The organism is Microbacterium sp. FG3, from assembly GCF_057809335.1.
The window spans coordinates 1-7,626 of record NZ_JBMDJT010000059.1 but is presented as its reverse complement, the minus strand read 5'-3'; the positions used below and the strand labels follow the sequence as shown (position 1 = coordinate 7,626).

Here is a 7,626-nt window from a genome sequence, read left to right as displayed (position 1 = left end):
GCCCACGGATTCTCGGCGCGGCGATGGATTCTCGCCGGGAGACGGGCGGCGGATCAGACGATGTCGTCGAAGCCGTCGGCTCCGTCGTCGAGCAGCGGCGAGATCGGGGGCAGCTCGTCGAGCGAGTTGATGCCCAGCTGCTGCAGCAGCAGATCGGTCGTACCGTAGTTGATGGCGCCCGTCTCCGGATCGGTGAACAGCTCGGTGATGAGGCCGCGGGCCAGCAGCGTGCGCACGACCGAGTCGACGTTCACGGCGCGGATCGACGCGACCTGCGAGCGCGAGACGGGCTGCTTGTAGGCGATGACCGCGAGCGTCTCGAGCGCCGCCTGCGACAGCCGCGCGGGCGCCTGCCCGCCGATGTGCTCCGCCACGAGGCCGTCGAACTCGTCGCGCACGTACATGCGCCAGCCGCCGCCGACCTCGCGCAGCTCGAAGCCGCGGCGGCGGCCGCCGTCGCGTCCGTCGTAGTCGGCGACGAGCCCCTCGAGAGCCTGGCGCACGGCGGCCACGGGCGCGCCGACCGCCGTGGCGAGGCTGACGACGCTGAGCGGCTCGTCCGCGATCAGCAGGATCGCCTCGAGCCGCTGCGGCACCGTCCCCACCGGCTCAGGCCGGCTCGCCTCGGTAGCCGGGGCGTCGCCCGGCACGGCCGCCTCGCCGGCGCCGGTCGCGTTCTCATCGGTCATAGTCGGCCCCCAGGGTCGCCAGCGTTTCCTCGGACCAGTGCTCGGCCGTCCAGCGCAGCGTCAGCTCGCCGAGCGGCTCGAGCTGCTCGAACGAGATCGCCGCGTGCCGGTACAGCTCCAGCACCGAGATGAATCGGGCCACGACGACGCCGGCCTGCGTGACGCCGGCGATCAGCTCGCGGAACGTGAGCGTCTCGGCGCTGCGCAGCGTCGAGACGACGATCGCGGCCTGCTCGCGGATGCTCACGAGCGGCGCGTGCAGGTGATCCAGCCCCACCGTCGGGATGTCGCGCGGCGTCATGGCGAGGATCGCGAGCGCCGCGAAGTCGTCGGGCGAGAGCGTCCACACGAGCTCGGGCGTGCGGGCGCGGTACTTCGGGTCCAGCGGCACGCTGCGCGCGTGCCGGCCCTCCTCGGCCCGCAGCCGCTGCGCGAACCACGCCGACGCCTCCTTGAACGCGCGGTACTGCAGCAGGCGCGCGAACAGCAGGTCGCGGGCCTCCAGCAGCGCCACCGACTCGGCGTCGACCAGCTCGCCCTGCGGCAGCAGCCCGGCCACCTTCATGTCGAGCAGCGTCGCGGCGACGACGAGGAACTCGCTGGCCTGATCCAGCTCCTCCCCCGAGTCGAGGTCGCGCAGGTAGGCGATGAACTCGTCCGTGACCTTGCTGAGGGCGATCTCGGTGATGTCCATCTCGTGCTTCGAGATGAGCTGCAGCAGCAGATCGAAGGGCCCGTCGAAGTTCGACAGCGAGACGCGGAAGGCACGTTCGTCCGCGGCGCCCGCCTCGGCCGGCGCGCCCTCGGCGGCCGGGCCGTCCCCGTCCGGATCGGGCTGGCCGGGACCGGTCATGGCCACTACGCCACGGCGCCGCGCGCCACGAGCTCCCGCGCGAGCCGCAGGTACGCCTGGGCCGCCGGGTGCTCCGGCGCGTACTCGGTGATCGGCTGCCCGGCCACCGACGCGTCGGGGAACTTCACCGTGCGGCCGATGACGGTCTCGAACACCTTGTCGCCGAAGGTCTCGACGATCCGCTCCAGCACCTCGCGCGAGTGCAGGGTGCGCGGGTCGTACATGGTCGCGAGCAGGCCGTCGAGATCGAGCGCGGGGTTGAGGCGGTCCTTCACCTTCTCGATCGTCTCGATGAGCAGGGCCACGCCGCGCAGCGCGAAGAACTCGCACTCGAGCGGGATGAGCACGCCGTGCGCGGCCGTGAGCGCGTTGACGGTGAGCAGGCCGAGCGAGGGCTGGCAGTCGATGAGGATGACGTCGTAGTCGGCCGCGACGCGGCGCAGCACGTGCGAGAGGATGCTCTCGCGCGCCACCTCGTTGACGAGGTGCACCTCGGCCGCCGACAGGTCGATGTTGGCGGGGATGAGGTCGAGGCCCTCGGTGGCCGTCTGCACGATCGCCTCGCGCGGGTCGCGCTTGGTGTCGAGCAGCAGGTCGTAGATGGTGGGCACGTCGTGCGTCGGCACGCCCAGGCCCGCCGACAGCGCGCCCTGCGGGTCGAAGTCGATCGCGAGCACCTTGCGGCCGTAGTCGGCCAGCGACGCGGCCAGGTTGATCGACGTCGTGGTCTTGCCGACGCCGCCCTTCTGGTTGCACAGCGCGATGATGCGCGCGGGGCCGTGCCGATCGAGCTTCGGAGGCGTCGGGAAGCCCTGGTACGGACGTCCCGTCGGTCCGAGCACGGGCTCGTCCTTCGTGGAGGTCTTGGCCTTCTCCGTCACCGATGCTCCTGCCGTCGACATGCTTGGTCGATTCTAGCGACGCGCGCCCGCGATCCCGCCGACCGGCCCCGGCGATCCGGATCCGCGCGCGAGCGCGACAGCATACCGATCTACCGGCCGATCGCGCGCGAAAGCCGTAACTACCCACCGCTATGCTCGGGAACCGCGGAGAGATGGGGGTGCCCGCGATGAGCCAGACGAAGGACGATCCGACCGCCGCCACGCGCGCCATGGCGCAGCTCTCGAACGACCTGCAGGCGCTGCGCATGCGCGCCGGCGACATCTCGTACGGCGAGATCGCGGCACGGATCACCCGCATGCGCGAGGAGAAGGGCATCGCCCCGGCGTCCGCGCACATCGCCCGCTCGACGGTGTACGACGCCTTCCGGCCGGAGCGCAGGCGCCTGAACCCCAGCCTCGTCGCGGAGATCGTGGCCGCCCTGGGAGGGGACGCGAGCGAGGCCGAGCGCTGGCGCGAGCGGTGCATCGCGGCGCGGACGGCCGAGAGGCCGCCGGCCGAAATCGCCGAGCAGCCGGCACCTGCCGCGCCGGCGGCGCCCGCGGCGCGGCCCGCAGGACGGCGCTGGCCGACCCTCCCGCCACCCCGCCCCGAGCTGCCGCTCGCGGCCACGCTGTTCGTCGCCTGCATCGGCGTCAACCTCGTCGGCGGCGTGATCGTCGCCAACTTCGACCTCCCGATCTGGCTGGACATGGCGGGCACGGCCATCATCGCGGTGTGCATCGGCCCCTGGGCCGCCGTCGCGCTCGCCGCCGTCACGCTCGTCCTCACCCCGGGCACGCTGCTGCCCCTGGCCGCCGAGGGGCTGCCGTTCGGGCTCGTCTCGGTCGTGGGCGCGCTGGTGTGGGGGTACGGCGTGCACCAATGGGGCCTGGGACGCACCGCGTCGCGCTTCCTCGTGCTGAACCTCCTCGCGGCCGTGAGCTGCACGCTCACGTCGCTTCCGATCACGGTGCTGCAGTACGACGGGCGGACGAATCACCTCGTCACGACCACGCTGTTCGAGCGCCTGCATGCGGCGGGCGCGAACGCGTGGGAGGCGGCGCTCGTGTCGAACATCGGCTCCTCCGTCGCCGACAAGCTCATCTCGGGCGGCATCGCCCTGCTCGTGGCGCTGCTGCTGTCGCGCCATGCCGATGCGGCCGGCCGTTCCCTCACGTCACTCGACGGACTTCCCGGCCGCGACTGACGCCAGACCGAACCGCTCGCACGCGATCCGGATGCCGCGGGCATCGGCACCGCGAAGGGCGGGCGCGCGCTTGCCCCCTCAGCGAAAGTCGGGGCCTCCCTCGCGAGCGCGCTCTGCCGCGAGGTCGACGGTGTCGGCGACGCGCACGTATCGCGTACGGCCTCCCCCGGATTCCGCCTGCGTGAAGACGCCTGCGAAGTTGTAGTAGACGCCGCCGAACTGCTCGTCCTCGGTGTGGGCGAACACGAGCCGACGATCGCCCGGCCGCGGGTCGTTGCGGGTGACCCGCGACGGGCCTCCGCCCTCCGGGCGCTTGTCCGTCTCGACGATCTCGGTGCCGTCGGACGAGAGGACATTCGACCAGAGGGCGTTGTCGTAGAACTTCGGCCACCACAGGATGGTGTCGGCGCTGACGCGCCACACCGCCTTCATCTGGTTGGGCCGCACCCCGAACAGCGCTCCGACATCCGCTCGGGTACGCAGCTCCGTGCGATCGTCCACGCTGACGGTGCCGCGTTCCCGCCAGTAGTCGACGCTCGCGCGCCGGCCGAACACGAACGGCTCGAAGGTCCCTTCCGCGACCTTCGTCTTCTTCATCGACGTGATCCGAGCGACGACGCGATCGATCTGCTCGTTGAACTGCGCCATCGTCTGACCGGCGACCTTGAGGCGCACAGGTTCCGCCGGCGCGTCGATCATGGACGACTGGCGGGTGGCCAGCGCCTTTCGAAGGTCCTCGGTGCGCTTGCGGTCCGCGCGTTCCTGCTCTTCACCGTCGTGGTACGGCTCGTCGATCTCGACGAAGAGGTTGAACTGAGGGAAGTACACGTCCATCAGCGCCCGCTTCCCGTCGGGACGGCGCACGAGCTGCTGCGTGACGAACTCGATCTGCGGGTCGTTCAGCAGGTGGAAGATGCGCGAGGTGGCGTACACCTCGTAGATCTTGTGCCCGGCCTTGCGCAGTCGGTTCGCCGTCCAGGCCAGGTCCGCCGCCGGCGGCGCGGTCTGCTGCGCCTCCTCACCCTCAGACGGGACAGGAACGGGCGTGATGGCGTGGTCAAGAGACATTGTCGATGCCTTTCGGTGCGATGGACGGTGTCAAGACTGCGGGACTCGACGCGGGTCGATCCGGGAGGTATTCGCCGATGCTCTTCCGGAACTTCTGCGCGAGCTGCTCCGGTTCACCGCTGAGGGGAACAAGCAAGTCCTTCAGCTCACTCAGGCGCTTCTGTCTGGATGAGCCCTTCCATGCCCCGTCGAACTGCAGGAACTGCGGGATCTCCTCGGTACGGCCGCTGCCGCCCAGCCACAGCACATGCGGGTCGTTGTCGACCTCAGTGTTGTAGAAGAAGATCGACTGCTGCAGCCGGGATACGCGGAGCTTCAGCAGCCCCGTTCTCCGCAGCTCAGGCACCAGCGGATAGCGCTCGTCGGGCACGATCGCTTCCGGCGTCTTGCCCACCAACGCCGCCGCGATTCTGCGAATCCGTTCCTGCGTGACGGGGTTCGCCGGTCGCGCCTGCCGGGGAGCTTTCACGAGCGGGCGCCAGACCTTCGCGTGTTCCTCGAACTCCAGGTTCCATCGTCGCTCGTTCCACTCCTGGTCGCTGCCCTCCCTGAACCGGCTCAGCGTGTCGCCTGTCTCACGCCGCCAGCGCTGCCCGCCAAGAGCGAAGCGCAGCTCGTCGAGCTCGAAGTACGGCTGCACTTCGCCGCGGTCGTCTACCTCGGGAGGGTGCACTCGGAGCGCATACTCGGTGAGATCGCCCCCCTTGACCGAGGGGAGCCAGACACGAAGCTGACCCGCCGCATCCACCGGCACGGGAGCCGGCCAGCCACCGTTGACGTCTTCAGGTTGCGCGTCCTCATCCGCGACGCCCCGGTCGAGCTGCAGGAACCAGGTTCCCGGGGGGACTACCTTCTCCCGATTCCTCATGCGGCGCTCTCCGCGCGAGCCCGACAGCGTCACCTTCACGACGAGGTCGACGTCGCGCACGAGCGATCCGGTGCCGTTCGTCACCACCACGCCCAGATGGGAGGTATCCGAGGGGTTGTTCCGCGGAGTCTCGGCGATCCACGCGACCAGGCCGTTGGCGTGGGACTCCTTGTCGGCGTCTTCGCGCTCATTCCGTTCGCGGTCTATGCGGCGCCCTTCTGCGAAGGCGATCGCGATCGTGGCGCCGAGCGCTGCCGTGCTGAGGATCGGGCCCAGGAGGCCGCCGAATGTGTCACCGATTGGGCCGGTCCGCTCCATCCAGTTTGGCTTGCCAGCTGCCTGGATGGCCGCTACCACGGCAAGAACGATCGAGAAGACGAACACCGCGGCGAGGACGGCTCCGGCGACGAGCACCACCCACCGCCACGCCCCGACCTTGCCCGGAACCCGCTTCTCAGCGCTGTGTGTGCTCATCGTGCGCCTCCGATACTCCCGTAGACGACCGCGTGCGCCGCCAGAGGCGTCGTGCACTCCGTGGGGTGGGCCTCGACGAGGCGCGCGAGCGCCAGCGCGTAGTGGCGAGGGCAGTAGACGGCCGCCTCAGCCTCGTGCGTGTGGTCTCCGTGCCGTTCCTCGGCGCCGACGATGCGGTAGCCGGGCACCGCGGTGCACACGCTCTCGTCCCACTGGCACCCGCGCGGGCGATCCCCCTCGAACCCGTCGAGCGGGATCGTGACATCGTCATCGATCGTGATCCCCGTGGACATCAGTTCGCCTCCTTCGCCAGCGCCGCGCGCAGCGCCTGCTCAGCGCGCGCGATCCCCTCGTTCAGCTCCTCATCGGTGAGCACGACGTCGTCATCCAGCCAGCGCCCCCAGCGGCGCTCGAAGCCTGCGCGATCGCGATGATGCTTCTCACGCTCCAGAGACGGGTGGACGCTGATGACCACCATGGCTCCGTCGTCGTCCGTCTCGATCAGCAGGTTGGCGGCACCCGCCGGAACCGGGACGGCGATGTCGGTGCCGATGATCCCGAGGATCAGCCAGCCATCCGGGTCCGGGCACGGCACAGCACCGCCTGTGAGCGTGGCCTGGGCACGAACGTCTCCCCATGCCTGCACGAACCTCGCGTTCATTCCCATACGGGTGGCGCCCGACATCCGCAGCTCCGCCCGGGGACGCGGCGCGATCTCCGCAACCGGCGAATCAAGCCATTCGGCGGAGTCGAGGTTCGTCGCCACCGCGATGGGCGCGTAGCCGACGACCTCGTCGTCGACGACGGCCTGCAGCAGCATGCCGTCGCGCATCTCGCCCGGCACATAGGGGAAGTCGGTCAGCACGAGCGCCTCGAGCCGCACCTGCGTCTTCGCCAGCGCCTCGTCGATCCATGCCTGCACGTCGGCGAGCGAGCCGAACGTCGAGACGGCCACCTCGTGCTGCTCGTACGCGGAGATGCCGTGCTCGACGCGCGTCACGACGTCGTCGAGCGCAGCCCCGCCCCAGCGCCGCTCGTGCCGCTGGGCCACGGCCCAGGCGGCATCCTCCATGCAGATCGCGTCATACCAGTCCTGCACCGGAGCCGGCTCGCCGAGGGTGCGACGGAACGGATCCAGCAGCGGCCGCAGGCCGGCCAGGGCGTCGGCGCTCGGGGCATCGTGATCGTCGCGGATCCCGCACCGCACCGGGCAGGTGTCGAGGTCCTCCCCCGTCCCGGGGCGACCCCAGACGACGTACTGCACGTCCTGCCCTTCGGCCGTGTGGGCGCGGGCCGTCCAGCCCCGCACCGGCCCCGAGGCGAAGGGCACGAAGTCGCTCGGCAGGAGCGAGGTGCCGTAGGCGGGCTCGCCGAGGCGGGTGAGGTAGTTCACGATGCTGGGTGGCGCACTCATCCCGCTCAGGCTAGGAGGCCCGCCCCGGCGCGCAGCGCCCGGGCGGGCCTCGCTCGGACGTTCCCGCACGATTCCGGACGAGCCCGGTCGCGGCGGTGCTGCTATCGGGCACCGTGCCGGAGGGCACAGAAGGCGACGGGACTACCGGGCCCGCGGGTGACTCGTCGCGTA

General features: G+C 70.6%; 8 protein-coding genes. 1 reads left to right on the top strand and 7 read right to left on the bottom strand.

What is annotated here, in order from left to right; genetic code table 11:
* Nucleotides 1-53 precede the first annotated feature (53 nt).
* The 3 genes from scpB to ACODR5_RS13285 are packed head-to-tail and all read right to left on the bottom strand — an operon-like array spanning nucleotide 54 to nucleotide 2,444.
* Complete coding sequence (scpB, locus tag ACODR5_RS13295; RefSeq protein ID WP_460818053.1) at nucleotides 54-689, bottom strand: SMC-Scp complex subunit ScpB; 636 nt, start codon at nucleotides 687-689, stop codon at nucleotides 54-56.
* Nucleotides 679-1,542 carry a segregation and condensation protein A gene (locus ACODR5_RS13290; RefSeq protein ID WP_460818055.1) on the bottom strand — a complete coding sequence of 288 codons (864 nt, stop codon included), beginning with the start codon at nucleotides 1,540-1,542 and terminating at the stop codon, nucleotides 679-681. Before ACODR5_RS13290 ends, scpB begins: the two co-directional genes overlap by 11 nt.
* 5 nt (nucleotides 1,543-1,547) lie before the next feature.
* Nucleotides 1,548-2,444 (bottom strand): ParA family protein, encoded by an 897-nt coding sequence (locus tag ACODR5_RS13285; protein ID WP_449854985.1) that lies wholly within the window; start codon nucleotides 2,442-2,444, stop codon nucleotides 1,548-1,550.
* Between the two features lie 167 nt (nucleotides 2,445-2,611).
* Between ACODR5_RS13285 and ACODR5_RS13280 the strand changes: the two genes are divergently transcribed.
* Nucleotides 2,612-3,631, top strand: coding sequence for a hypothetical protein (locus ACODR5_RS13280; RefSeq protein ID WP_488983894.1), 1,020 nt, complete (start codon nucleotides 2,612-2,614; stop codon nucleotides 3,629-3,631).
* A gap of 78 nt (nucleotides 3,632-3,709) precedes the next feature.
* Here ACODR5_RS13280 and ACODR5_RS13275 read toward each other — a convergent pair whose 3' ends face one another.
* The 4 genes from ACODR5_RS13275 to ACODR5_RS13260 are packed head-to-tail and all read right to left on the bottom strand — an operon-like array spanning nucleotide 3,710 to nucleotide 7,455.
* Complete coding sequence (locus tag ACODR5_RS13275) at nucleotides 3,710-4,699, bottom strand: AbaSI family restriction endonuclease (protein ID WP_488983893.1); 990 nt, start codon at nucleotides 4,697-4,699, stop codon at nucleotides 3,710-3,712.
* A complete protein-coding gene (locus ACODR5_RS13270) occupies nucleotides 4,689-6,041 on the bottom strand; it encodes a hypothetical protein (protein WP_488983892.1) in 1,353 nt (450 codons plus the stop codon). The genes ACODR5_RS13275 and ACODR5_RS13270 overlap by 11 nt, the downstream gene beginning before the upstream one ends.
* Nucleotides 6,038-6,334, bottom strand: a complete 297-nt coding sequence (locus tag ACODR5_RS13265; protein WP_449854989.1) for a hypothetical protein — start codon at nucleotides 6,332-6,334, stop codon at nucleotides 6,038-6,040. Before ACODR5_RS13265 ends, ACODR5_RS13270 begins: the two co-directional genes overlap by 4 nt.
* The gene (locus tag ACODR5_RS13260; protein ID WP_449854990.1) at nucleotides 6,334-7,455 is read right to left on the bottom strand and encodes a hypothetical protein; all 1,122 of its coding nucleotides are present in this window, start codon (nucleotides 7,453-7,455) and stop codon (nucleotides 6,334-6,336) included. Before ACODR5_RS13260 ends, ACODR5_RS13265 begins: the two co-directional genes overlap by 1 nt.
* Between the last annotated feature and the right edge of the window lie 171 nt (nucleotides 7,456-7,626).

What these genes read in the sequence shown, in the direction of transcription:
- ACODR5_RS13275 (WP_488983893.1), bottom strand. Translation starts at nt 4,699, where the DNA reads ATGTCTCTTGACCACGCCATCACGCCCGTTCCTGTCCCGTCTGAGGGT.
- ACODR5_RS13260 (WP_449854990.1), bottom strand. Translation starts at nt 7,455, where the DNA reads ATGAGTGCGCCACCCAGCATCGTGAACTACCTCACCCGCCTCGGCGAG.
- ACODR5_RS13265 (WP_449854989.1), bottom strand. Translation starts at nt 6,334, where the DNA reads ATGTCCACGGGGATCACGATCGATGACGATGTCACGATCCCGCTCGAC.
- ACODR5_RS13280 (WP_488983894.1), top strand. Translation starts at nt 2,612, where the DNA reads ATGAGCCAGACGAAGGACGATCCGACCGCCGCCACGCGCGCCATGGCG.
- scpB (WP_460818053.1), bottom strand. Translation starts at nt 689, where the DNA reads ATGACCGATGAGAACGCGACCGGCGCCGGCGAGGCGGCCGTGCCGGGC.
- ACODR5_RS13290 (WP_460818055.1), bottom strand. Translation starts at nt 1,542, where the DNA reads ATGACCGGTCCCGGCCAGCCCGATCCGGACGGGGACGGCCCGGCCGCC.
- ACODR5_RS13285 (WP_449854985.1), bottom strand. Translation starts at nt 2,444, where the DNA reads ATGTCGACGGCAGGAGCATCGGTGACGGAGAAGGCCAAGACCTCCACG.
- ACODR5_RS13270 (WP_488983892.1), bottom strand. Translation starts at nt 6,041, where the DNA reads ATGAGCACACACAGCGCTGAGAAGCGGGTTCCGGGCAAGGTCGGGGCG.